Genomic DNA, 25,074 nt, shown 5'->3' on the forward strand with positions numbered 1-25,074 from the left:
ATTTTATACAGACTTCCGCCAGTTAGAACGATACATCAGATACAGGAAGTACGGCGTTCCAATGATCGCAATGAGTATACCTGATGGAATCTCTGTCGGCGCCATGACCGTTCTGCCGATTGTATCGGCGAGCACCAGCATGACTGCACCAGCTAATGCGGATAAAAACATCGAACGTCTTAACTTATTCCCCGTCAGTAACCGAACCATATGTGGTGCAATCAGACCGATAAAACCAACGGTTCCTACACAAGCAACCGCACCTGCTGCAAGTAATACACCCACTGTCATGGCTAATAATCGTGTACGACGTACACCCAGACCAAGCCCGGATGCACTGTTGTCGTCAAATACCAGCAATTCGAATCTGCGTGCCAGCCACCAAGCCACCGGTACCAAAATAACTAAAAATAATCCGATAACCTTCACCTGTTCCCAAGTACGAGCATAGGTGCTTCCTGTCAGCCAGATATACCCGCTGCTACCGTAGACGGCACCACGGACAATCAAAATCTGAATACCTGCTCCAGCAATGGCAGACATCGCGATCCCTAACAATACAACCGCCGAAGGGTTTAGCCCTTTCTTCCAAGCGAGGGAGAACACAACTACTGCGGCAATGGCTGCACCGACGATGGCTGCAATCGGCAGCAAGTACATTGGAAGACCCGGCCATAAGATGATGACCATCATCGCTCCAAGCCCTGCACCTGAGGACACACCAACAATTGAAGCATCCGCCAGCGGGTTACGTACCGCCATCTGAATAAGCACACCGCTAATTGCCAGTGCTGCCCCCGCACCTGCGGCAACAAGTGTACGCGGAATCCGAAGCTGAACCAACGCGGAGAACAGTCCATCCGACTGGAATAGGCTCGGCAACAGATCAGCCAATGGAATTCGCATGCCGCCAAACATTGTACTGAGCAAGATAAGCGCGATGGTAATGACTGAGAATAATACAACCATCGGGCCAAATGCAAAACGACGCGCAGCTCCTCCTGTACTCATTGAAGTAGACATGCCTGATCCGTTCGCGGCTTTCATGCGTGTAAGAACAAGCCAGATGAGCCACGGTGCACCAATGATCGCCATAACGGCACCCGTTGGTAGTTCCATGCTGGAGTTATGCACCATCTTAGCGAGGACATCTGCTCCAACCAGGAGCGCTGCGCCCCATATGAACACACCGGGTAAAAGTAATCGGTTAGAACGTACACCACTCAATCGAACCAGATGTGGTGCGACCAGTCCCACGAAGCCAATCGGTCCGATTACACTTACAATCACAGCAGCCAGCAATACAGCAAGAATTAACCCTACTGCACGAGCCAATCCAACCTTTTGCCCCAACGAAGAAGCCGTTGATTCATCCAGCTCCAGCATATCCCACTGTCTGGACAGGATTAACGCAAGAAGGGTAATACCAACCACCCAAGGCAAAGCATAAAACACACCACTCCAGTCATTCTGGACAAGTGTTCCGGAGCCCCAAAGGAACAACCCTTGTGTCTCCATGGAGAAAAAAATATGTAATGCACTCGTAAATGAACCAAGCACCATCGATACAATCATACCGGACAACGCAAGTCGAACCGGGCTTGATGTTCGTCCGCCGCCCATGAAATAAGCTGCAAATGCTGCCAGCAAACCACCTAGTGCTGCGAAAAGAAAAGGCGACTGACTTAACACGCCTGGAAAAGCGATAGCTCCCAGCACCACCACAAAGTACGCTCCTGCATTAATGCCCAGCGTATCTGAAGCAGCCAATGGATTACGAGTAATCGTTTGCAGCAAAGCGCCCGCAACAGCCAGTGCGCCACCCGCAAGAATACCGATCACTGTACGCGGCATACGCAAGTCCCAGACCATATTGTGCTCTAATGAATCCTGTCTGCCTGTAAGAGCGTCCCAAACGACATGCAAAGGAATGGATGCTTCTCCATAACACAGACTTACAAAAAAAAGCACGATGAGAGCGGTTAGACCGCCCCCATATATGCTTATTGTGCGCCAATTCATAGCTGGCTTAGATCCTTGAACCGAACTCATTTGGTAATCGCCTCTACTACGCCATCAACCAATACTTTGGAGGAGATCGGTCCACCAAATGTCCATGTTGTGCTATCCAGTTGATAGGTGCGTTTGTCCTTCACGAAGTTCAGTCCATTCCATACAGAGTTATCTTTCATGGCTGTGCCAAAAACGTCATCGTCTGGTTGGGTGATGTAAATGAAGTTACTGTCCTTTACAGCAGTCAAAGACTCAATGCCTACTGTGGAGAAGCCGTAGTTTTCAACTTTGTCCGGCTGCCAATCGTTAACCAGTCCGATTTTATCCAATGTACCAATCACGACTGAGTTATCGGTAAACATGCGCAGGCTGACTGCATTTTGATATGTGAACGCTTGTGTCAATGCAAAATTGAAGTTTTCTTTCCCCGCAGCAGCCAGTTTTTCTTTGGCTTCTACATAGTGCTGATCGAGATCACTAAGAACTTCTTTTGCTTTGTCTTCTTTACCCAGAGCCGTTGCAATGTTAGTAAAGATCTCTGTCATCTTGTCATAATCATAGCCATTACCATCATACGGATCATATTCAATCGTTGGAGCAATCGCGTTAAGCTGATCGTAGACTGCCGTATTATTGTCTGCATTAGCAATGATGAGATCTGGCTTCAATGCAGCAATAGCTTCCAGATTCGGTTCACTGCGTGTTCCGATATCCGTTACACTGTCATCCAGTGCTGCTTCGGATGTTACCCACACTTTATAGTTAGCGTTATCTGCGTTACCTACGGGTTGAACACCCAAGGCAACGACATCTTCCGTATATGTCCATTCCAGTGTAACAACACGCTCTGCTGGCTTGTCCAGCTTAAGCTCTCCACGTTTATGCTTCACGGTAACTGGACCTGCGGTCTCTTCAGCCGGAGCACTACCCGAGTCAGTACCTTGACTTGTATCTGTTGTAGTCGTGGTTTTACCACAACCCGCCAAAACCAGCACAAAGGCCAGCATAATCAACAGTCCATTTAACCCTTTTTTCATATCTTTATCTCCCCTGTTTATATGTATTTATATGATAACAATTATCATTATCACTATTGGATTATGCCGTAGGAATGGATTTTTGTCAATGCAAAGTACCTTATTCCAATTCTTTTATGAAATAAAAAAGGAGAGGCATAGCTCCAATGCTATCCTTCCCTCCCATTGCTTGCCTGTTTGTATTAACTCAACTGCATCGTAGTGATGCATGTATTATCATTTTCGTATGTGGACAATTGCGTTTCTGCAACCTTTCCATCTCGAACAATACGAATCAGATAGGTTCTGTCTCTAGGCACCCAAAAATCCATAAATCCGTTCGTACCAGACTTAATCACTTCATCTTTCATAAAAGTGTTGCCTTGAGAATCGTGAATGGTAACGCTAAATTCCTTATTGCTCATTTCCCCCTGACAACCGGTCAAGCTATGAATTGCGCAGGGATGGGTCTGGTCCACATAGGGCGCAATGGAAAGGAAAAATTCATTTTCAGGCAAATCGTATGTAGTGGTCTTTTTATCTTGATCAGTGACAATTAACTCTTTGGCATTAATGGAGGCAGATTCCGGTGTCTCTTTGCCTGTGCTGATATCTTCCACCAACTTTCTGATGTTGGGCGCACTGGCTGTACCTGGCTCATCCTTGCCCGCATTGCTTGCAAACAGGTAGGTTCCGATCACAATTACAACTGCAACACTTGCAATGATCCACATTTGTTTTTTCACCTGGAGTCCATCTCCTCGTCCGTTTTGGTTTATTATAAGGGAGAACACAGCGTTACGGACAGTTTAAGACACCAAAGTCACCATATATTCACATTTTTGTATTGCAGTACGAGTAATCTGCAGCTTGTGCACTGTATCATTGATAAGTAAGGGAGGTTGTGTATATATGCTTAAGTCTCCATCCGTATCTGACACTGATCGAAGAGTACATAAATCCAAACTGGCTCTGAAGACAGCCCTTCTGGAATGGATGTCCCGTAAACCATTGGCCAGCATAACCATCACCGATATTGTCAAATCCGCCGATCTGAACCGCAGCACATTTTACAAGCATTATGTATACAAGGAAGATCTGTTTAATGAATTGTTAGATGATGTCATTGACGATCTCAAATCAGCTTATCGAGCACCGTATCAGCATTTCCGAGATTTCGATATGAAGGACCTTAACGCCTCAGCAATTCAAATTTTCGACCATGTGCTGGCTCATGCCTCCTTCTATACATTACTGGTTCATTCTAACGTGCTATCGGATTTCAGGGATACACTTTATATAACACTTAAGAACTTGTATCTGGAGGATGTAACCGATCTGTCGCCTGATCCACGGTTGGATAAGGAACTTCTCGCCTGTTATCAGGCTAATGCCGTTCTCGGTTTAGTTACGGGTTGGGTGCAAAGCAACTTCAAATACAGTGCATCCTATATGGCGGAACAACTGTTGGAATTCACACGCATGAACCGCTCCAAAGAGATTTATCGGTCTAATCTCCATTCTGCAACGAGTCCATCAAAATAAAGTTACGCTACAACTCTGTAGTGGTATCTGCTCTTAAAAAGAGGTACTGTCTCCCCTGAAGCTTGAGAATACAGTACCTCTTTATTATCTTGGAACATTCATTGTAGTTAGTTGCTGATCCAGCCACCATCTACAGGCAACTCAACACCTGTAATGAATTTGGATTCATCAGATGCCAAAAACAGGTAGGCGTAAGCAATATCCATAGATTCACCAGCATGTGGAGGCAGTGGTGCAAGATTTTTGTAATGCTCCCCCATCTCCACCTGGGATTTGATGCCTGCTTTCTCCACCATACCCGTAAACACAGCACCCGGATGTACGGAGTTCACACGGATATTATCTTTGGCGAACCATTGTGCCCCGTGTTTGGTCAATGAACGTACAGATCCCTTGGAAGCACTATAAGCCGCGCCCTGGGCATCCGCAATTCCACCAATGATTGCTGCAATGGAAGAGGTATTAACGATGGAACCTTGTCCATTCTTCTGCATATAAGGAATGACTGCCTTCATGCCGAGCCATACACCTGTTCCATTAATGGACATAACCTTGTCCCAATCCTCTAACTCAGCTTCCAAAATGCCTTTGGCCATATGGATTCCAGCATTGTTGACCAGAATATCTACTTTGCCGTATTTCGATACGGTTTCTTCCACAACAGCGTTCCAAGATTCTGGGCTGGATACATCCAGCTTCAACGCAATGGCTTCTCCGCCATCGGCTACGATCTGTTTAACCTGTTCCTCCAAAGCTTCGACTGCCACATCGGTAGCTACTACCTTGGCTCCTTCTTTTGCAAATAATTGAATACCTGCCAACCCCATGCCACTTGCGGCTCCAGTTATAATTGCAACTTTTCCAGTTAATCTGCCCATTCTGATCATCCTTTCATTTTGCGATGAGTGCCTCATGATGCGGCATCCAATCTTGTTCACATTCATAGTATACGAATGCAATGAAAGCTCTTTCAATCAGCAAATGGACAGGTTTTTGTGGGATAACCGATAATGTGTGCCTCCTTTTGTCTGTTATGTCAAAGTTAATCCACAAATCTAAACCAATCTGTTGTTTTCACTCTCATACTGTATTCCATCTCAACGTGCCATAATCCGCTCTGCCATTTCCTCGGCTTGCAGCACCGCAGACAACGGGTCGGACAGAAAATATCTATTCCAATCAAGGTTAATAATCTGGCAGTGATCTGTCTCGATGGATTTCTGCCATGGTTTCCCTGAAGCTTGGTCAAGGCCATCTCTTGGACCATTATCCAACACCAACAGGTAGTCCTCCACGTACCCACCAACCGCACTCCGCGCAATATCTAGGTACTCCAGGCCCGGCTCCAACAGTTCCTGACGAACCTTGCCTGCTGGCTTCAAGTTCAGTAAGCCATAGGCTGCCTTCCCCCCACGAGTTCCCGTATTTCCCACAAGGGTAATATGTTCTCCCCAATTCGGATCGATGACGGTAAATGTCTTCTCTGCGGAGACCTTGCCCGTGATCGTTTGCTGCAAAGTATGTACTCTCCGCACGTATTCCTTAATCCATGTTTCGGCTTCTATCCGGCGATTCAGAATTCGTCCCATCTCTCGAATCTCCTCCGCGACAGAGCCATTACCACTCCCTCCATAGACCACCGTAGGTGCAATTCGGGCATAGGAAGCGTAGGCGGCAGGATTCCAGGTGATGATCAGATCCGGCTCCAGTTCAAGTACTTTTTCGAGCGAGATAAAATTATGATTCCCGATATCCTCTACTTGGTCATAGATATACGGCTCCAGCATTTGGTTGCTTTCAATTAGTGAATGTGGCGCTCCAAGAGGTGTTACCCCCAATGCCAGCACTTCTCCCAAATTCCAGTCGACGACAACACGGCCAGGCTGGTTCGGTATCGTAACTTCTCCCATGCTTGTGGCAAGCATTCGAGTTCTGGCTCTTGGCAACGCGGCCGCCGAGGAATTCCTCACTTGGACTCCTTTCAAATCTATAATCTCCTGTTCTTGTCGAGTCTGGTCGGCTTCAACTATGGATACCGTTCGTCCGCTCCATCCCGAAGCTACATCTGGAATACTGCTCTCCCGACGCTTCCTATAAAACTCAGGAGAAATCCCATAATGTTTTTTGAAATAGCGACTTAGTGTATAACCGTTCTCATAGCCTACTCTCTCAGCTATTTCCTGTAAGGTCCCTTTCGTACTCACCAGTAGTTTCAACGCCTGTTCCATCCGAATCTGTGACAGCACCCGACTGGGGCTCGTGTTCAATTGCAGCTGAAACAATTGGTTCAGATACCTCGGACTGCATTCCAGCATTTCAGCTACCTGTTCCATCTTGAGTGGTTCCGCGTAGTGTCGGTTCAGATAACGCACTGCCTGATCTACACGGTCCAGCTTCGTACGGTTCTTCCTCTGCTCTTGCATTTGTTTCAGCATCTCGGCGAGCCATTGGTAGAACAACGCTTTGGTTTGAATCCGTCCTGCTGACTGTAGTTCATTCCACTGTCTGTATATCAACTGCATGATTTCAATTAATGGCAATGGATACGTTGGTTCAAAACCAAAACTGACTTGCAAAGACTCCGCCCCAGTATATGTTTGGGATCTTTCAGCATTTGGCTTCTCTGACTCTGGTGACGAATACGACAACACCTGTATCTCCATTGGTTTCTTAGCCACACAATCCAGACGCATTCCTTTGGATGCGTGCAGAATATAAGCTCCTTTAATATGATGCATCGCCTGACCGAGCCAGATCTTCCCCTTGCCATCCGTTATTAATAAAAAAGCATTCGAGGGAAGCGTCCACGTATTAGGATCTTCACTGATGTTAACGGTAATGATTCGAATATCCAGTAATCGGATTGTTACATGCTCCCATAATGCCCCGTATTCTTCTATGTTCATCGTCATGGACCTTTCTTTGTGTTTCCTCGTTACTACATCCAAAGCTTTGCCTCATCATATATGATAACCATTCTCAGTTCAACCTGTCGATCTGTTCTGAAATGGTTATGCTGCCGCTTCCGAATCGGTTATTGTGCAATTGCAAGTTTCCCTCTAGAGTTATATAAATGAAAATCATTATCAATTAGAAAGAGGGTTCGTCATGTTGTTCAAGAAAGCTTGGTATCGAATGGCCCTGCCGGTTTTGCTGATCATGGCTGTATTCATTAGTGGTTGTACCCAAAAAGAGACGGTGGAATCAGTCACGACAGAAACAAAAAACGCCGCACCACAGACAAGAACACTCTCAACGATGATGGGAAACGTCACCGTACCGCTTAACCCGGAGCGGGTTGTCGTTGACTGGAATATAGGACATGTTCTGGCTGTCGGCGTAACACCCGTTGGTGTGCCGGGTAGCCTGCTGGATTACGGAATGTTCCTGCGTGACAAGCTTACGGATAGCGCAGATTTGGGTAACCACAGTGAGGTTTCGCTTGAGAAAATGGTAGAGCTGGAACCGGACCTGATTATCACATGGGACCAGGAGAAATTTCAGACCTATTCCAAAATCGCTCCGACTGTCGTATTCGTACCAGATCAGTATGATTCCATGGAAGCCGAAGTGACCGCCATGGGCGAGATTCTGAATCGACCTGAAGAGGCCATAGCGTGGAACGAATCATTTAAACAACGGATCACAGCTGCTCAAGCCAAAATCAAAGATGTGATTCCGGACGGCGCGACCTTTACCGTTGCCGATTTTAACTTTTTGAAACATCCAGCCATTATCGGCAACAGCGCCAATCGTGGCGGGAGAGCAGCCTATGAATTGCTAGGACTGACTCCAGCACCCAAGGTGAAGTCAGATCTTCTGGACCAAGGCAAAGAAAACCTGGAAGCTAGCGCGGAGGTATTCGGAGAGTACGTGGGTGATTACCTGCTGATGATGGTTACAGAGGGCACCGAGGATCACTCCCTGTTGCCTAACGTCTGGGACAATCTGCCTGCGGTGCAGAACAACCATATCTTCAAACTGGATATCCATAAATATTTCACCGCTGATCCCTATACCTCCATTCTGCAGGCAGAAGAGATCGCAGATCGACTCGCAAGTGGACAGACTGAGCTGAATTAGAGCGAGTCTAGCTTCCCAAAAAGGATTACACAAACAGCGCCCACCAGAATGATTCAAGTGGGCGCTGTTTTCATTTGGTTTGAAATATGTCGTTGTTGCCGAAATACTATATCTAGTTACATAAATAAGTGTTCATACTTTCGAATTTGGGATCTTAAAATCTGAGCAACTCTCCCCAGATCTTGATCATGTTGTTCAATGAATTGTATAACTGAAGATCGATCGAATTGAAGATTTGTTTCCAGCGCACGTGCTTGTTTTGAAAAATCACTGCTAAATGGCTTTGCCTTAATTTTACGTAATGCAATACTTGTTGGCATGCTTAACGGATAGTCTGTTGTATCTGACAAAAGGCTTAGACCGTGATCAAAAAGTGGACAGAGTCTGTATCCATCAGTACCATGTATAAAAGCGATATTATTCAAATGTCGGTCTTCATTTAGCAGAATAGCGTCCAGTGGTAACATGATTGAGAAGTACTCTAGCGTATCTAATTTCAATACATCCTTGAGAAAATCAACAACTAAAAGCACGGAATCTCGTGTGCTCTGTCCTTGCTGTAAATCATCAAATTTGACACCATAACTCTCCAAAATGCGATGCAAAGTAATGATACTCTCTCCCGGCTGCAGAAAATCTTCAGAATAACAACCCGGATACTCAACGTTTTCCTCAATCAGAACACACTGTGTATAAGGAACTATAAGTCCTGATGGAATGTTGGATCGACTAATTAGCTCGAAAGCTACCCACTCCGCCAGTCCCTCATAACCAAATTTATTAGCTTTTCCCCACTTATTCTCAATTTTCCATTTTAATTGGTCTCCCTTGCTGCTACTGACAAAAGTCTTACGAGAATCCTTGCTCACCTGCAAAACGGGGATGGACATCAGCACAAGACAACTCCTCATTAGAAAATCGAATCCAGACATAATCATCATATAACACACCATGGGTTTGTTTTACGATCTCCGAAGCTACATAATCATTCAGACCCAATGATTGCAATATTTTATCGGCATGGTGTCTGGTGCGAGGGAAACATCTGGATTCGAAGTAATCCAGTACATCTCCTACGGTTACCTTGGACTTGCTTGGAAAAGGGAGAAAAACAGGAGATACACTTTTATCTTGCCATACATCAACCGTTTGTTTGCTATAATCCAATTTCACTTTGGCAATCACCTGATCATGCTCCAAGACCTCAAACTCAAGAGGAGAAGATATAAATTTGTTTATTTTTTTCATCTGCTACCTCCCATAGTGATCTTTCATATTTCTTTGTTATGATTATATCATTTCTTCAACTTGTATTTCAGTTCCTTACTGCACCATTCTATAAAAAAAGCCCGACGCAATTTCGAGAAAATCTCGACGTTGTTCGGGCTTCTTCAGATTGCTTTCCATCCGTATAAACCTATCTACATATTGGAGAGCGCTTTGTTTTTTTCATAGAACCGGGCGTTGTGAGAGGATACACCTGCCATATCGGAAGCAGCCGGTTCCAGATACGTCTTGGCACTGTTGACTGCGAGCACCGCATCGTTAAAAGCACCTGCGATCAACCTGACTTTGCTTCCATAGGTGATGAAATCACCTGCTCCGAATATGCCTGGAATGTTGGTGCGCATTCGCTGATCAACGGACACGCCGTAATCTTCCCGCGCCAGTCCCCATTGCACGAGATTGCCGAAATCACGGTCATACCCATGGCTTACGACAACTTCATCCACTTCAACAAGTGTGATCTCACCGGTTTCCACATGGGCCAGCTCGACACGCTCGATTTGGTCACCTGTACCGTATAAACGTGAGATGCTATATGGCGTCATGACGTTCGCTTGAGCTTTCATCTGGGCAACCGGCGACTCATGTCCGGTGAATTCATGACGTCTGTGTGCCACCGTAACTTCACGTGCTATTTTGCCCATTTCATTCGCCCAGTCAACTGCGGAATCGCCGCCGCCCGAGATCAGAACACGCTTCCCGGCAAATCGGGATAGATCAGTTACGGTATAGTGCAGATTCGTCAGCTCATATCGATTGGCACCCTCGACATCCAGTTTTTGCACCTGAGTCATGCCTCTGCCCGCACATAACAGGATGGTACGTGTGTAGTGACGCTCGCCTGTTTTGGAAATGAGTACAAATACACCATCCTCACGTCGTTCAAGCTCGGCTATTTCCTGCCCAAACACAATCGTCGGATCGAACGTTCTCGCCTGTCTCTCCAGCGACTCGATCAGTTTCTCACAGCGAATCGGATCAATCCCGCCCACATCCCAAATCAGCTTCTCCGGGTACGTACGCATGAATCCGCCCAGTTCCTGTTTGGCTTCGATGATCTTGGTACGCATCGCTCTCATACCACTATAGAATGAGGCATACATGCCAGCAGGCCCACCACCAACGATGGTAATATCGTAGATCTCCAATTGTGTCTCCGTCGTCATTTAAGGCACCAACTTTTCAACAACGTAGTCCATCAATTTTACAGAACCAATCGGACCCACACCCGATACGAATTGGCTTGTCTTCAACGGGAAGACATGATCATTCTTCACAGCCTTCAGATTCGCCCACACCTGGCTTGCTTTCAGATCTTCCATAGATTTCTTCGTGTCATAGCCTACGAGGGTTCTGTCTTCCAGGAAAATATAATCCGGATTCATCTCAGGCAAGAATTCCAGGGAAAACTGGCTAAACCAATCTGTAGAGTCTTTGATCGCTTCAGGGCTATTCAAGCCCAGGATATCATAGAAGAAAACACTGCTACTTCCTCCTTTGGGACCCATGAAACGGTAACGATTGTGCTCTACCCGAAGAACCAATACGGTCTTGTCTCCAAGGGCTGCCGCAATTTTCTCTTTCGCTTGTGAAGCTTTCTCGTCGAATTCAGCCAGTACTTTGGCAGATTCTTCGGTCTTGTCAAATATGGCACCCAGCTTCGGCATAGCACGCTTCATTTCACTGTTGGCATCCAGAGCCACCGTTGGAGCGATTTTGGACAGCTCATCATATACGCCCTGCTCCATACCTTCGCCAGCGGTAAGGATCATATCCGGTGATAAGGCAAGCAACTGCTCATAGTTATATTGATATTGCTCAACCTCAATGATCTGAACGCCGTGTTCTTTCAAATAATCAGGGCGGTATTCTGCTTCCACTTCTGGAGTTAACAAGACAATTTGGGGTGTGACACCCATCTCGATCAGATACTCGGCATAGATCGAATCGAACACAACCAGATTCTGAGGATGGGTCGGAATCGTTACTTCTCCAAACTGATCCTGCACCACCTTAGTCCCACTTTCATTCGCTGCTTCTTCGGTTGTACTTGCTTCTCCTTCAGTCTGGGCACTTGATGTTCCAGCTGCAGTATTCTCTTCATTGGTTCCACTGGAACATGCCGCCAGCATAATACTGATCACCAACAGCATAATGCCCAACCCTTTAAATCTTCGTAACATGATATACTTCGCCCCTTATATATATTGATAATGATAATTATTATCAAATAGTATCAAATAAGAAGTATTGCATCCATAGCATATCGTGCGTATTCAGTTGGATTATTGTGCTCTCTCATGAAGAGGTTCTGTAAGATTACGAATGATCTGATTTAGGATCAGGGTATGTCCCGTAATTCCATGACCGTCTACCCACAGATGGGTATCTACGTAAAATACCCGATTATTTTTTACAGCCTTCAACTCGTTCCATTGCGGACTCTCCCATAGTTTCCTCATATTCTCTTCAGCACTGAAGTGCTGCATGATCCGCTTCTCCACAAAAAGATAATCAGGATTGGCTTGTGCCAGCAGGTCAAGCGAACAAGGGTTAAACCAGGCTGCACCTGATTGCAGTACTTGCGGCAGTGCTAATCCAAGCTGTTCATATAACAATTGGGATACCCCGTGTGAACGCCCCCCCAGATATCGATAACCAAACGCTTCTACCCTCAGCAGCATGACTGTGGATGCGGATTGAATGATAGGTTGTAACTGTTGCTTAGCTACACTGACTTCGTTTTTCATCTGCTGATGCAGTCTATGAGCCTCTTCTTCTTTGAGAAACCAGGCTGCCAATTGATCGAGCATTGGTTGCACATCTTGATGAAGTCCGGTTAGAACCGGTGCAATTGTGCGCAGCTCCCTTTTGACCTCTTCCGTCAATACGTTACCTATCAACATCTCCGGTTGAACTTGTCGAACAAGTTCTATCTCCATCTCATACTGTGTAACCTCCAGCATCTGCACTCCATGCGCTATAAATTGTTCCCGATGATGTGGGGACAGCAGGATTGGAGTGACCACTACGGCATGGGGGATAACTCCGAGATGAATCATCATTTCGCCGCAGATGGGAGACAGTGATACGATTTTTCGCTGTATCATCGTCTGTCTATATTGCTTAGGTGATACGCCAGTTAGTTGTTTGAAGCGCCGGCTAAAATAATGAGCATCCTCAAATCCAGACTTTTTGGCAATATCTTGAGAGGTTGCTGTAGTTAATAACAGTTCTTCCTGCGCGCGATAGATCCGGTAGTGGGCCAGATAATCCAGAGGTGGCTTACCATATCGTTCACTAAATTTGCGGGAATAATGCCATGGACTAATACCAGCGATCTGAGCTAACTGTGTACGTGTAATCACCTGATCATAATGCTGCTGCATGTAGTCAATGGAGCGAAGTATACCGTGTTCTGGCTTCAACTCGTTATCCGGCTGTTTCCGATACAGATTTCTTAACAATTCATATAACAAATGCTGATTCCCAACCCATCCTGCACTCTGATCCTGTGTATCCTCTTCACTCCAATGCTGAATGATGCTTGCCAGACTTCCACCAGACAGTTGCACCTTTTGATACGCCTCTCCTGACGGTAAACGCCATTCGAACTTCTCAGCTTCCCGTCGCTCATGCAGCACCGAATATGTATCGAACTGAACTTGCCAGCCTGCCAGATCCAGATTGCCACCTTCAATGACCTCCATTACGGAGTTCTCTTCGAGCGCAATTAATTCTCCAAAGGAGACGTGAACTCGGTGTCCATTTATATTCCAGACCGCTTTTCCATCAATAATAAATATCAAGGTGTGACTGAAAAAGTGGTGCAGCTCGCCTTTCGTTATCCATGCATTGGTTAATGCCTTCGTCGACTTCCACTGAGCGATCCATTCCATGTTGTCAGACATATCGTTATCCTTTCAAAGGGATTCATCATCCCGATTTATACGTTCCACTATATCAAAATACATGACAACTCCATAACCAACAAGCTATGGCTTGAATAAAAATGGTGGACAGCTACTGAGCATTTCATACTTGTATTATTCAGATAAAACACAACAAAAAAGCCCGTACCATCAGGCACAGGCTCTTTCTTACAAATTTTAATAAGTACTTTGCAATAGTACGTTCTACGTATTACTCCATGCTAGCTTTCGGTGATGCCTGTCCCAATTTCTGTCCTTTTCCTGCCATCCAATACGTCAGCCCACCTGAGACCACGAAAGCTATAACCACACCAATGCAGGTGTGTAACAGATTCAGGCTACCCTCTTCGATGAAGAGCGGGAGGCTGACCAAGCTCGGATTTCCAACGATAGCAAATGCCTTGACAGATAACAACCCGAAATACAGTCCACCCGCAGCTCCACCCAGCAATGCCGCGTAGAAAGAGTAGCTTTTTCTTATGTTGACCGCGTACAGTGCAGGCTCTACCACTCCCAGGAGTGCTGTTCCAGTAGCCCAGAAAGCCAGTCTTCTGGATGCTGGCTCTTTCGAGCGCAGTCCGTTTGCAAGCGAGGCCCCTGCTTGTCCAACAATCGCCACCATCATAGCCGCAATCACCATGGAACCACCATCCATAACCATTTCATTAATGATGATGGCAAGTACCCAGTAGTGTAATCCCATAACTAACATCAGCGAGAAGACCGCTCCCAATAACATTATCGTCACCACTGGAGCGTTAGCTAACAGTGAATCCAATGCCTCTGGCAGATATTCATCGATCCAGGTGCCGACTGGACCGAGGATCATTAAGACCAGTGGGACAAGAATCAATAACGTCAGGAATGGTGCAACCATCCCTTTGGAGAATTTTGGACTTATTCGTTGAACGGCTTTTTCCAGATAGGAGGCTGCACAGATCGTTAGAATGACCCAGATGGCAGTAGTGTAAAAAGCCGGCTGGGACACAAGTGGCAAGCCCAGTAAATGGACGTCTTGTTCACCTGACATCATCATGGTCATCTCCGGATGGAACATCAGTCCACCAATAGATGCTGCAACATAGATATTGCTCTTCAACCGATACGCTGTGCTTATTGCTACCAATACAGGAAGTAGATAAATCACACTATCTCCAATAATCCTGAATATCGTAAAGGTCTGGCTGTCCATCAGTGCAGAAGAATCCGCTGAACCGTACGTTTCCATTAACGTAATTATAGCGAGTAAAATCTTAATAACGGCGGCTCCGAAAAACGCAGGCATCAGGGGCCTAAACACATCGGATACAAAATGTAAGATCGAGAATCTGTTCTTCTTCGCGTGTCCTGCTTCCTGCAATGTTGTTCCTTCAGTTTCCCACATGCCCGTACTCTGTAGCGCATTGTAGATCAGGGAAGATTCATCTCTTATTGCCAGATGACACTGCTCACCTGTTACCCGAATATCTGCCACAAACTCTGTTGAGGCAAGAACCGACATGTTCAATTGGGTACTGTCCTTCAGTACCAACGTCGTTGTACCCTTATCGTGTTCTACGAGCTTGATGTTCTCCTTGCCACCTGCGAGTTTCAACCAATCTTCAATCTGTGTGTCATGCATGATGTACAATCTCCTCATGTTACGGTAAACCCGTGTTTTGTGATGTGATACGTTCTAATATGCCTCTATCTATATAGACATTTCCACGAAAAAACTTCAATAGGATAATAAAACTAATTTTCCTTTCATTTCATGTTCATTTATACAAGGTACATTGACCTACTAAGGTTGAAAAAGCAAAAAAGCCTACTCGTATGTAGGCTCTTCTCCATCTTTATTTATAAGTCATACTCGCCGTATTCACAGCCGACATTCGCGGTCATCAGATGATCGATAAGTATCACCCTGCCCTGCTGCTTTTTATACAATTTGATCTCTCCCCGCCCGGTTCCACCATTCCACAGCCGATTGTGAAGTTTCTTCCCGTTCGGAGCTTCGTAATTCACCAGCAGCATCTCGTTCTTCAGACATGAAATATCAATCTCAATGGCGTATCCGCTATTTTGCGAGGACACGTTCCAGACAATCTCATCATCGGTTTCATGGCAGTCGAACTTTGTGCGGGTAAACGTCCAGAATTTGGAGAAATTGAACTCATAGCTCTGACCCTCATAATAAAAATCAATCAACAGCTTGCGATCCAATGGAACGCCAAACACTTTGGGTTTACCTCCTCCTACATCAAAAACGGAGTTTTCCAGCCGTCTGCCACTGATCTTGCTTATCAGATTACAGCTACTGAGCCAGACCCAAGGGCTTGTAAAATCCCCACCCCAGTTTTTATCCGCATATCCATATGAAGTTTTAGGGGAAATAGTATAGGTCACACCATCCAGTATGACGGTTCCCTCATATTCCGTCTTCATTCCTTCCGCGTGCCAGAACATCTCAAAGGCATTCATCGCCCGAAACATACTCGCGGCACCATATCCAACATGGAATGCAACCTGCTTGTCGATCTTAAGATCCCAGCTCATCTGCCCACTATCGCTCATATACTCCGGGTGCTTCTCACATTCTTCCTTCGATAGAGCTACCGAGCCCTTCATGCTTGTTTCGGATAACGTACAATCTCCTACAACCAAATCAAGCTGGTCCGAACGCATCTTCATATGATCGATACCATAGAATCGGTGGATTTGTTTCGCATTTTCGCCCCAATGCCCCGCCTTGATCATGACATACGAAGGCTTGTTCGTTGTGCCCGGCAGCTGTCCAAATACGGGGTGTTCTCCACCCAACGCAGGGTTAATAATAAAATACTCAATAAAAAATGATTTTTCTTCCCCTGTCTGTTCATTCTTGCCTGTAAAAGAGTGCCACCACCAATCATAACCTCTGGATGCCAGAGGTCCTTTCTCCAACATGTATCGATTTCTGCGCTTGTCCTGTTTATTCATATGGGATGACCGCCTTACGGAGGGATTGATTTCGTTTTACAATGTACTAGTGATGTATACCGCTGTTGATCTCATCCTAACTGAAGAACTTATCATGTGCAATAATACGCTCCATGTTGTATCCTCATAGCAAAGAAGTCGTGCTACGCACGACTCCCTATATACTTTACTGTATCCTTTTCCCCTTATGACAGTGCCAACATCGCGTTCATATCTTCTTCTGCCGTTGTAATTAACTTCAGACCAAACATATCCACGAGCACATCCAAGACACCTTCCGATATGAACTCAGGTGGTTTCGGTCCAATCCGAATGTCCTGAATGCCGAGGCTGAACAGGCCGAGCAGGATCGCAACTGCTTTTTGCTCAAACCATGACAGTACGATACTGACAGGTAATTCATTCACGGTACAGCCAAAAGCATCCGCCAAAGCCATGGCAATCTTCACCGTGGAACCGGAATTATTGCATTGACCCAGGTCGATATAACGCGGTATGCCGGTGTCTCCAACCGTACCATAATCCACATCGTTGAAGCGGAACTTACCACAGGATGTCGTCAGAATAACGGTGTCATTCGGCAACGATGTAGCCAATTCACGATAGTAGTTGCCACCTTTGCCTGGTGCATCACAGCCTGCAATAACGAAGAATCGACGGATATGACCGTCTTTCACCGCCTGAATAATCTCAGGCGCAAGTCCAATCACGGTCTCATGATGATATCCTGTCGTTAAGACTTGCTCGGACTGTACATTAGCCGCAGGCAGTGACAATGCACGTTCAATCAGAGGTGAGAAGTCATCCTCTGTAATTTTGGCAACGCCCTCCAGACCCGCCACTTCGTATGAGAAAAAGCGATCTGCATATGTGCCTTTGATCGGCATAACACAGTTCGTCGTTGCGAGAATAGCACCCGGGAATTGTTCGAACAGTCTGCGCTGATCGTACCATGCTTTACCGATATTACCCTTGAGATGGGCATATTTCTTCAGCGCCGGATAACCGTGCGCAGGCAGCATCTCCGAGTGAGTATAGATGTTAATACCTTTCCCTTCGGTTTGACGCAGTAACTCCTCCAATGCATACAGATTATGCCCTGTCACCACGATGCACTGTCCTTCGATCTGGTTCTGGCTAACCGTAATCGGTTGCGGTACACCAAAGCGGTCCGTGTGCGCACGATCCAGCACGTCCATAATACGGATGGCTGCATTTCCGACCTTCATGGCCATATCCAAATGTTCTTGTACATTAAAATTCGAGTTCGTTAATGTCATATATAATGCCTCATGTGTAATCCGATCCACCTCAGGATCAGAATATCCCAACTGGCGTGCGTGTGTCGCATAAGCAGCGATGCCCTTTAACGCAAAGATCATTGTATCCTGCAAACTTGCGATCGTTTCATTTTTACCGCATACCCCAACTACGGTACACCCGCCACTCGGCGTCTGTTCGCATTGATAACAAAACATATGGATTCCCCTCCAAACATAGATTAAACACGCTTCGTTATGAAATAGCCTAACAGACCCCGATAGGAGCGAGTGTGATGGTGCACACAGTTTCTGATCCAACATCTATATATCGTTCTCTGAGACTATCATCCAATCCATACCCTTCCTCCCAACATATGCTATCCAATAGACCAATCTGCATTTATCAGCCAGGTGGTCTAAAAGCAAAGGGGGAATGTACTTTGAATAAACCTGTTTCGATCTCGCGGACGTATCCACGTCTGGCTGTGTATAGTCAAGAGAATTTCAGAGGATTACGAAGAGTATACCGTGGTAACTTGGGTATTGCTGATGTCGATGCTGTCCTAACCGGGATTGAGAGCCTGCGATTCTTCTCGACGAATCCGAATGCCACGCTTGTGCTGTTTGATCGGTCACGCTTTCGTGATAATTTCTATATATTGCGGGGAAATCGCAGCATTCGCGAACTGGATGATATCCTCAGAAGAGGTGACGTGGAGTCATTAATCGCTACAAATCAGCGATTAACAGCAGCTCAGGTTCGCCGAATCCAGCGTACAGGAAACCTGCCTCCAGGCTATCGTCTGATCTAAACTTTTCCCATTGTTATATCCAGTTCTAAGCTCCATTCCAGTGATGTCTGTTATGTCTGTGCATCACTGGAAATAATAACATTGGAAAAGAAGCATATCTCGGCTCATTCTGAAAAATACTGTGTACATAAAAAATATGGAAATGAAACGATTCTAGATTTTACCCGTAAGGGTAATACACAGAGAGAAATCTAATATTCAAGGAGCTGGTCAATTGCAACATTACAGACACAGTGCAGAGGAAACCCTTCAGGATGTGCAGAGTTCCTCCAAGGGACTCACGACCTCCGAAGCTGCGAAGAGACTTGAAACCGAAGGATATAACGAGTTAAAAGGCAAAGATGCAACGCCTGTCTGGAAACTGTTCCTCGAAAATTTCAAAGATCCGATGGTCATCGTGCTGCTGATTGCAGCCGCGGTACAGGTTGTACTTGGACACCTGATTGAATCATTGATCATATTCCTGGTTATTTTGCTCAACGCGGTGATCAGTGTAGTGCAGACCAAAAAAGCCGAGAGTTCGCTTGACGCGCTGAAACAAATGTCTGCACCCGAAGCCAAAGTCATTCGTGACGGGCAGAAAAAAACTATTCCAGCGAGGGAACTCGTTCCCGGGGATATTGTTATGCTGGATGCAGGTGATTATGTCCCGGCAGACGGGCGTATCCTTGAATCAGGAAGTCTGAAAATCAACGAAGGCATGCTGACCGGAGAATCCGAAGCTGCGGAGAAACACGCCGATACCATCCCGGATGAGGCTCCTATTGGAGATCGTCGCAATATGGCTTTCAGTGGCTCACTGGTCGTATATGGGCGTGGCATGCTCGTCATTACGGGTACGGCACTCAAAACCGAAATCGGCAAAATTGCCGAATTGATTGAAAATGCCGAAGCCAAGAACACGCCACTACAGCGAAAATTGGAATCATTCAGCAAAAAACTGGGCTTTTTCATCCTTGGCTTATCGATTCTCATCTTTGCCATTGAAGCGGGTCGTGTATGGTTGACCGAAGGTACGGAGAATATCGGACCATCCATCGTGAATGCACTGATGTTTGCCGTAGCTGTTGCAGTTGCTGCCATTCCTGAGGCGCTATCCTCCATTGTGACCATTGTATTGTCACTTGGAACGAACAAGATGGCCAAACAGCATGCGATCATTCGTAGACTACCTGCCGTGGAAGCTCTCGGTTCTGCCAGCATTATCTGTACGGACAAAACAGGAACGCTAACTCAGAATAAAATGACTGTCGTGGATTATTACATTCCCCATGGCACCAAGGACGAATTCCCGGATGATCCCGATCAGTGGTCGGAAGAGGAACGCCGTTTGTTACATATTGCAGTGCTCTGCAATGATTCGAATATTAACCAGGAAGGCAAGGAACTGGGTGACCCCACCGAAGTGGCCCTCATTGCCTTCAGCAACCGGGTGAACAAGGATTACAATGAAATCCGTGACCAGTTCCCGCGTGAAGCCGAGCTTCCTTTTGACTCGGATCGAAAGCTCATGAGTACGGTGCATACGTTTGAGGGACAGACGGCTTTGCTGACCAAAGGTGGACCGGATGTGCTGTTCAGCCGCTGTAGCCACGTGTTTATCAACGGTGAAGTTCAGCCCCTCACACCCGAGATTCGCACTCAGTTTGAAGAAAAAAATGAAGCCTTCTCCAAACGTGCCTTCCGTGTGCTGGCCTATGCGTACAAAAAATTCGATGACAAAAACCAGGTCACCATTGATGACGAGCATGATCTGACACTGGTTGGCCTGACAGCAATGATTGACCCACCGCGGGAAGCGGTATACGGCTCTATTGAAGAGTCCAAAAAAGCGGGCATTCGCACCATCATGATCACCGGAGATCACAAAACGACGGCTCAGGCCATCGGTGTGGATATCGGCCTTGCCGAACCGGATGATTTCGCCATTACCGGAGCCGAACTGGACAAAATGTCCGATGAGGAATTGGATCAACAACTTGAACACATCTCGGTATACGCCAGAGTATCACCTGAGAACAAGATCCGTATCGTGCGTGCGTGGCAGCGCAAAGGCAAAGTTGCAGCCATGACCGGAGATGGCGTTAATGACGCACCAGCGCTGAAACAAGCCGACATCGGTGTAGCGATGGGCAGCGGAACAGATGTCGCCAAGGATGCGGCTGCCATGATTCTGACGGATGACAACTTTGTCTCCATCGTGAATGCAGTCAGTGTTGGGCGGATGGTATTTGATAATATCAAAAAAGCCATCGCATATCTGTTCGCCGGTAACCTCGGCGCCATTATCGCCATTTTGTTTGCCTTGATCGTCGGCTGGGTTAACCCATTTACGGCCCTTCAACTGCTGTTCATCAATCTGGTGAACGACTCCCTGCCTGCCATTGCCTTGGGTACCGAAAAGCCCGAGCCGGATGTCATGCGACGCAAACCGCGTGATATTAACGAAGGCATCTTCGCAGGTGGAACCCTGCAGGCTGTGATTACGCGTGGTGTCCTGATTGGTGCGGCTGTTATTGTGTCCCAATATATCGGACTAGGCATATCGGAGGAAATCAGTGTCGCGATGGCCTTCACAACCTTGATTCTGGCACGCAGTCTGCAAACATTTGCAGCACGTTCCAACACACAAACCATCTTCCAGGTGGGCTTCACAACTAACAAACTCGTGCTCGGTTCCATCCTGGTATGTCTCTGTCTCTATGCAATCACACTGATTCCAGGTGTTCGCGGCGTCTTCGCCATCCCGGATACATTTGGCTGGAATGAGTTCCTGATTGCAGGCGGACTCGCTCTTGCTGCCGTCATTCTGATGGATGTCATCAAGTGGATTCGCAATCGCGGCAAACAAGTTACTGCGGCGTAAGATCTGCAGTTATAACATGCACAAACAGGCGCCCGTTATCGGAGCGCCTGTTTGTTTACATTTTTTCACACATACAAAGAGTACACTTCTCATGCATACTGATGTTTTCTAAGGCATCCTCACAAAATGTTTAAGCAATAATTTGATATCTAAACACTAACCAACAGATGGACAGAATAAGTATACATAATCCCCAGGATACCGTGGGGACAGTCGCCAACCAGTTAAACTTTTCTTTCCCGTTTGAACCATTTGTTAATCCGGATGCTATCAAAGCCACTCCAATAATTAATCCGATTTGAGCAAACAACAACAAAAATCCTTCTACCATGTAGATTACTCCTTCACATACTCCGCTATCGATTTGAACATCCTTAATGATTCATAAGTCCTTTTTCTGTATCTAATTATCCCTGTTTGATGCCAAAAGCAATCCATCGTCCATCAACATCCTCGATCACAAACTCCTTGTTATTGTAGTCTGTATGATTGAGGGCACGTACGATTCTCACATCTGCGTTGATCAATTGCTGCTGAAGCTCTTCCTGGTTCTTCGTAATAAAATATGCATCATATCCATAGCCATATAATTCTCTGTTGGGAATGACCTTCTGTCCATTGCTTTGGGTTAAAATAATCTCGGTAAGATCACGATACAGGCAGATATGAGGTTCCACGGCATCAAAATATTCAACCACCCGGAAGCCCATCTTTTCTTCATAAAACTGCGCCGTTCGCTTCATATCCAGCGTCGGAAATACGCTGTGGGACATTAATAATGCATGAGTCATCGGTATAATCCCCTTCATTTTCAGTATGCTATTATGTGTTGCTGTTTCTAATGCTGTTATGTATGTTCAATGATCATTTTAGTTAAATACAGGAAATTCGTCTATTGTTTATTATTAATATCTTTCTATGCTCATCACTTCCGAACGAATAAGTATGACATTATTGCCATATGACGAAATGGAGTGTAAAATGATATATTGCTTTGCATCAAATTTTCATCACATTTCTATCCGAATTCACATTCTCATAGATAAGACAGGAATGGTACCGTGAAAGATAAAATCGTCATGCCACTCTGGACGTGTTGCCTGTTCATCGTTGTGATGAACACCACCATGTTCAATGTTTCTTTGCCAGTCATTATTCAAGATCTGCAGATTACCTCCGACCTGGGGTCTTGGGTCATCTCAAGTTATTCGATTGGTTACGCCTTGTCGACGGTGATCTATAGCCGATTGTCAGACCGTATCCCGGTACGCAAACTGCTAACGGTTGGACTCCTGATCCTGGGGTTATCTTCGTTGCTCGGATTGTTCGCGCATAACTTCGCGATCCTGTTGCTGACACGCATACTACAATCTGCCGGTGCAGGAGTTATGGCCGGGCTGGGTCTCGTCATTGCAAGTCGTTACATCCCAGTGGAACGACGCGGAGCTGCTATCGCGCTGATCTCATCAGGTAGCGCCATGGCTTTCGGACTTGGCCCCATTGTCGGCGGACTCATTAGCGAGTACTGGGGCTGGAACGGACTTTTTGCCATAACCGTGCTTGTCCTGCTCGCCCTGCCCGTATTGCTCTATTTCCTTCCACGGGAAACGGTCAAAACAGATCAGCCGTTCGATGTTATTGGCGCCATATTAACCGTCATTAATGCCACTACACTTCTTGTCGCAATCACCCAGCAATCCTGGTTCTGGTTTGCCATTGGCGTTATCTCGCTTATTGCACACCTCCTGTATATTCGGAAAGCGAATCTTCCGTTTGTGAATCCACAAGTGTTCCGAACGCCAGGATACACCCGATTAATCCTGATCGGATTCTGTGTGCTGGTGGTGAATCTGGGCAATTTGTTTTTGATGCCGCTTGTGCTCGCTGATCTATATGGACGCTCTTCGCTCGCCATTGGTTTGCTGATTGCTCCTGGAGCTATTGTTGCAGCATTTTGCACCCGTTTCGTCGGACGCTGGATCGACCGTTATGGCAATATGCGATTTATGATCATTGGACACATCCTGCTCGCAGCGGTACTTGCCTTATTTATGCTTGGACTTGATCAGTCCGCCTTGATCATTACCAGTGGTTATCTCTTTTTCTCACCGGCACTCTCAGCCTCCATGGCTTCACTGAATAATGAAGCGTCACGTGTGCTGCCCAAAGCGCAAATTGGTTCTGGTATGGGCATGTTACAACTGATTCAATTCTTCGGTGGTTCGGTGTCTGTAGCCGTATGTGGGCTGTTGCTCCACAGCATTCCGGGGGTCTCGGTAGAGAAAGCTTACCATGTGGTATATGCATGTCTGTTGCTCGTTTGCGTTGTTTCACTCGGATTGACCGTCTGGCACAGCAGAGCTCCACGCTCAGGCATTAAACCTGTTACATTGGACAATTGATAATTGATGTTTAAAGTTCAGAACCAAAAAGGCCCGCACCAAGCGCGAGCCTTTTTTTAGTTTGGAACAGAAATGCCGTTTTTTTCAAAATGGATCACTCAATGTACTTGAACTTACCGGTTACTTTCCTTATTCCATCCTACAGCAGCATGCCAACTATTTCCCGTCCAGTGCGAACTTCCAGGCCTCCATGATGCTAATTGGGGCTTTACTGCTGATCTCGCCGTCACCTTCCTGCGTCCAAAGAGGTGGGTAATACGCAAATACTTGTCCTGTCTGGAGTTGAGACATGTCCTCTTGCCAGCCTTTCCAGCGGAACGTCTGGTAGAACTGCTCCAGATCGCCATTCGCCAGCCAGTTGATAAAACCTGAATATGCCAGTTCTGTCGATTCCCATTCGAGTGTATCCGGTGCAAAATAATAAATGTGTCCTGTGCGGCCATACTTGCCTGTATCCAGTCCGAAGAAACCGCCTGCCGCATCATATGCGACGACCATCATGCCTTCCAGTACATCTACCCAAGGTTGCTCACTCACACCATTCCAACTTGTGAGACTCCCAGATGTACTGTCACCACCCGCACCCAGCAGCGTGATCCAGCCATGGTCCAGTACAATACCTTCTGTCTCATAAGCAACAGCCCCCAGATAGGATTTGGTGCTTATTTGCAGACGATAGAGCGTATCCCCTCCAGCCTCCTGCTGTGCTGGAACATACTCATATGTATTTTGCCCGCTATCCAAGAGTTCCTTGAGTTCTTCCCATGCGTGATTCTCTCGATCTACCAATTCAGCTATCGTTAATGTATTCATGAGCAGTCTCCTCGCTGATTTTATAAGAGCATATCATGGCTTATTAACCCGTTCAAATCTGCTATAATCTAGCTTCAAAGCT

21 protein-coding genes are annotated in these 25,074 nt (G+C 46.3%); 5 read left to right on the plus strand and 16 right to left on the minus strand.

Translation table 11 applies throughout. The features are described 5' to 3' along the window. Positions 1 to 3: 3 nt before the first annotated feature. The 3 genes from NYE45_RS21675 to NYE45_RS21685 all read right to left on the minus strand — a co-directional run bounded on the left by NYE45_RS21675 (position 4) and on the right by NYE45_RS21685 (position 3,775). Positions 4 to 2,052 carry an iron ABC transporter permease gene (locus tag NYE45_RS21675; RefSeq protein WP_340013933.1) on the minus strand — a complete coding sequence of 683 codons (2,049 nt, stop codon included), beginning with the start codon at positions 2,050 to 2,052 and terminating at the stop codon, positions 4 to 6. Next, positions 2,049 to 3,050, minus strand: coding sequence for an iron-siderophore ABC transporter substrate-binding protein (locus NYE45_RS21680; RefSeq protein ID WP_340013934.1), 1,002 nt, complete (start codon positions 3,048 to 3,050; stop codon positions 2,049 to 2,051). The genes NYE45_RS21675 and NYE45_RS21680 overlap by 4 nt, the downstream gene beginning before the upstream one ends. A gap of 182 nt (positions 3,051 to 3,232) precedes the next feature. Beyond that, entirely contained in the window at positions 3,233 to 3,775 is a 543-nt protein-coding gene (locus NYE45_RS21685) for a CueP family metal-binding protein (protein ID WP_340013935.1), read from the minus strand. A gap of 166 nt (positions 3,776 to 3,941) precedes the next feature. Here NYE45_RS21685 and NYE45_RS21690 point away from each other — a divergent pair, with 166 nt between their 5' ends. Continuing rightward, a complete protein-coding gene (locus NYE45_RS21690) occupies positions 3,942 to 4,574 on the plus strand; it encodes a TetR/AcrR family transcriptional regulator C-terminal domain-containing protein (RefSeq protein WP_340013936.1) in 633 nt (210 codons plus the stop codon). Positions 4,575 to 4,681: 107 nt separating this feature from the next. On the opposite strand, the gene NYE45_RS21695 is transcribed toward NYE45_RS21690, so the two are convergent. Together NYE45_RS21695 and NYE45_RS21700 are read right to left on the minus strand one after the other, a co-directional pair. Beyond that, positions 4,682 to 5,452: a glucose 1-dehydrogenase gene (locus tag NYE45_RS21695; protein ID WP_340013937.1), complete on the minus strand. Its 771-nt coding sequence runs from the start codon at positions 5,450 to 5,452 to the stop codon at positions 4,682 to 4,684. Positions 5,453 to 5,671: 219 nt separating this feature from the next. Continuing rightward, complete coding sequence (locus NYE45_RS21700; RefSeq protein WP_340013938.1) at positions 5,672 to 7,486, minus strand: AraC family transcriptional regulator; 1,815 nt, start codon at positions 7,484 to 7,486, stop codon at positions 5,672 to 5,674. Between the two features lie 196 nt (positions 7,487 to 7,682). Between NYE45_RS21700 and NYE45_RS21705 the strand changes: the two genes are divergently transcribed. Then, positions 7,683 to 8,657, plus strand: coding sequence for an ABC transporter substrate-binding protein (locus tag NYE45_RS21705; RefSeq protein ID WP_340013939.1), 975 nt, complete (start codon positions 7,683 to 7,685; stop codon positions 8,655 to 8,657). A gap of 116 nt (positions 8,658 to 8,773) precedes the next feature. Here NYE45_RS21705 and NYE45_RS21710 read toward each other — a convergent pair whose 3' ends face one another. The 8 genes from NYE45_RS21710 to hcp form a co-directional block, all read right to left on the minus strand. Beyond that, positions 8,774 to 9,553, minus strand: a complete 780-nt coding sequence (locus NYE45_RS21710; protein WP_340013940.1) for a hypothetical protein — start codon at positions 9,551 to 9,553, stop codon at positions 8,774 to 8,776. After that, positions 9,507 to 9,905, minus strand: coding sequence for a hypothetical protein (locus NYE45_RS21715; protein WP_340013941.1), 399 nt, complete (start codon positions 9,903 to 9,905; stop codon positions 9,507 to 9,509). Before NYE45_RS21715 ends, NYE45_RS21710 begins: the two co-directional genes overlap by 47 nt. Before the next feature lie 173 nt (positions 9,906 to 10,078). After that, positions 10,079 to 11,110, minus strand: a complete 1,032-nt coding sequence (locus NYE45_RS21720) for an NAD(P)/FAD-dependent oxidoreductase (protein WP_340013942.1) — start codon at positions 11,108 to 11,110, stop codon at positions 10,079 to 10,081. Next, positions 11,111 to 12,127, minus strand: coding sequence for an ABC transporter substrate-binding protein (locus tag NYE45_RS21725; RefSeq protein ID WP_340013943.1), 1,017 nt, complete (start codon positions 12,125 to 12,127; stop codon positions 11,111 to 11,113). Between the two features lie 102 nt (positions 12,128 to 12,229). After that, a complete protein-coding gene (locus NYE45_RS21730) occupies positions 12,230 to 13,855 on the minus strand; it encodes an AraC family transcriptional regulator (RefSeq protein WP_340013944.1) in 1,626 nt (541 codons plus the stop codon). A 232-nt stretch (positions 13,856 to 14,087) separates the two neighbouring features. Beyond that, positions 14,088 to 15,497, minus strand: a complete 1,410-nt coding sequence (locus NYE45_RS21735) for a PTS transporter subunit EIIC (protein WP_340013946.1) — start codon at positions 15,495 to 15,497, stop codon at positions 14,088 to 14,090. A 218-nt stretch (positions 15,498 to 15,715) separates the two neighbouring features. Next, positions 15,716 to 16,837, minus strand: coding sequence for a tocopherol cyclase family protein (locus tag NYE45_RS21740; protein ID WP_340013947.1), 1,122 nt, complete (start codon positions 16,835 to 16,837; stop codon positions 15,716 to 15,718). 185 nt (positions 16,838 to 17,022) lie between these two features. Then, the gene (gene hcp / locus NYE45_RS21745; RefSeq protein ID WP_340013948.1) at positions 17,023 to 18,315 is read right to left on the minus strand and encodes a hydroxylamine reductase; all 1,293 of its coding nucleotides are present in this window, start codon (positions 18,313 to 18,315) and stop codon (positions 17,023 to 17,025) included. A 224-nt stretch (positions 18,316 to 18,539) separates the two neighbouring features. Here hcp and NYE45_RS21750 point away from each other — a divergent pair, with 224 nt between their 5' ends. Next, the gene (locus NYE45_RS21750; RefSeq protein ID WP_062835657.1) at positions 18,540 to 18,911 is read left to right on the plus strand and encodes a hypothetical protein; all 372 of its coding nucleotides are present in this window, start codon (positions 18,540 to 18,542) and stop codon (positions 18,909 to 18,911) included. Between the two features lie 214 nt (positions 18,912 to 19,125). Next, on the plus strand, positions 19,126 to 21,777 hold the full coding sequence (locus tag NYE45_RS21755) for a cation-translocating P-type ATPase (RefSeq protein WP_340013949.1): 2,652 nt from the start codon (positions 19,126 to 19,128) through the stop codon (positions 21,775 to 21,777). 130 nt (positions 21,778 to 21,907) lie between these two features. Here the strand turns inward: NYE45_RS21755 and NYE45_RS21760 are convergent, their stop codons facing one another. Together NYE45_RS21760 and NYE45_RS21765 are read right to left on the minus strand one after the other, a co-directional pair. Continuing rightward, complete coding sequence (locus NYE45_RS21760; RefSeq protein ID WP_340013950.1) at positions 21,908 to 22,108, minus strand: hypothetical protein; 201 nt, start codon at positions 22,106 to 22,108, stop codon at positions 21,908 to 21,910. Between the two features lie 76 nt (positions 22,109 to 22,184). Beyond that, positions 22,185 to 22,568 (minus strand): VOC family protein, encoded by a 384-nt coding sequence (locus tag NYE45_RS21765; protein WP_340013951.1) that lies wholly within the window; start codon positions 22,566 to 22,568, stop codon positions 22,185 to 22,187. Positions 22,569 to 22,838: 270 nt separating this feature from the next. On the opposite strand from NYE45_RS21765, the gene NYE45_RS21770 reads away from it, so the two are divergent. Then, positions 22,839 to 24,179: an MFS transporter gene (locus NYE45_RS21770; RefSeq protein WP_340013952.1), complete on the plus strand. Its 1,341-nt coding sequence runs from the start codon at positions 22,839 to 22,841 to the stop codon at positions 24,177 to 24,179. A gap of 156 nt (positions 24,180 to 24,335) precedes the next feature. On the opposite strand, the gene NYE45_RS21775 is transcribed toward NYE45_RS21770, so the two are convergent. Continuing rightward, the gene (locus NYE45_RS21775) at positions 24,336 to 24,992 is read right to left on the minus strand and encodes a DUF2625 family protein (protein WP_340013953.1); all 657 of its coding nucleotides are present in this window, start codon (positions 24,990 to 24,992) and stop codon (positions 24,336 to 24,338) included. Positions 24,993 to 25,074: the final 82 nt, after the last annotated feature.

This window comes from Paenibacillus sp. FSL K6-1318, assembly GCF_037976905.1.
Classification (GTDB): Bacteria; Bacillota; Bacilli; order Paenibacillales; family Paenibacillaceae; genus Paenibacillus; species Paenibacillus amylolyticus_A.